1 protein-coding gene is annotated in these 1,334 nt (G+C 39.6%); it reads left to right on the top strand.

The window, feature by feature from the left end:
• Positions 1-1,095 (top strand): IS3 family transposase gene (locus MUB24_RS22960; protein ID WP_244708066.1). Its coding sequence is split into 2 segments (ribosomal slippage), with 1,097 coding nucleotides annotated over them: positions 1-247 and positions 246-1,095; the frame shifts between segments, so codons are not numbered across the junction. This gene is flagged as partial in the annotation.
• Positions 1,096-1,334: the final 239 nt, after the last annotated feature.

Here is a 1,334-nt window from a genome sequence, read left to right as displayed (position 1 = left end):
CAGAATTCAAATCTCAAATTGTGCTAGAAATCTTGAAGGAGGAAAAAACACTAAGCGAAATTGCTTCTGATCACGGAATTCATGTTAATCAATTGAGGCAATGGAAGAAAGCTGTTATTGATCAAATGCCGCAAGCATTCGCCAATGAAAATAAAAAAATTGATCAGATGCAGGCGGATTATGAAAATCAAATAGAATCCTTATATACTGAAATAGGAAAATTAACCACACAATTGTCGTGGGTTAAAAAAAAATCTGGCATCAAAGACTAGAGCTGAGCGTTTAGAAATGATCGAATGGGAGGAATCAGAATTACCGATTAAAACACAGGCTGAACTGCTAAGCCTCAATCGCTCTAGCTTATATTACAAACCCGTCGAGCCATCTCCAGAAGAAGTTATGATCAAGCATAAAATTGATGAAATATACACCAAGTTTCCGTTTTTTGGCTCAAGACGAGTGACGCATAGATTAAACAATCACGAGGGGATGATCATTAACCGAAAAACTGTACAACGACACATGAGAGAAATGGGTATTGCCGGGATAGCACCAGGTCCTAACCTAAGCAAACGAAATCATCAACACCGAATATATCCATATCTTTTAAGAGGATTAAGCATCCAATATCCAAACCATGTCTGGGGAATCGACATCACCTACATTCGATTGAATCGTGGCTGGATGTACCTGGTGGCCATTATTGATTGGTTTTCACGGTATGTCGTTAGTTGGGAACTGGATCAAACCCTTGAAATGGATTTTGTGGTCGAAGCCGTTAAACGAGCTTTCTCTGAACACAAACCAGTCATTATGAATAGTGATCAGGGCAGCCACTTCACGAGTTCACAATATATCGACTTACTCAAGGAGAAAGAAGTTACAATTAGTATGGATGGCAAAGGCCGAGCCCTGGATAATATAATCACGGAAAGACTTTGGCGAACCGTGAAGTATGAAGAAGTATATTTAAAAGACTACGAGAGTCCTAGAGAAGCAAGGAAAGGGATTAATAACTTTCTAACCTTTTATAATCATGAACGACCACATCAGTCATTAGGCTATAATACGCCTGCTTCCCTTTTTCTAGTGTAATTGTTTGTAAGCCATCCTCATGAAAAGAGTACTTCTTAGGGGCTAACCAGTCAAGAGTAAAGGCAAGCCCTCACTCGTTCGCTCTTGACAAGTTAGCCCCTAAGAAGCAAAATATCGGTGAGGATGGCTCACAAACAAAAATTAATGGTGGGTAATCCAACCTCGTAAGCCATGCAAATCCTTCTGGCTGTAACATAGTAGAAGATCCACGTTCTACCCCACCTTAAAAATTAAAAATC

The sequence above is a fragment of the Lederbergia sp. NSJ-179 genome (assembly GCF_022867885.1).
Classification (GTDB): Bacteria; Bacillota; Bacilli; order Bacillales; family Bacillaceae_C; genus Lederbergia.
This window is presented reverse-complemented; position numbering and strand designations above follow the sequence as displayed.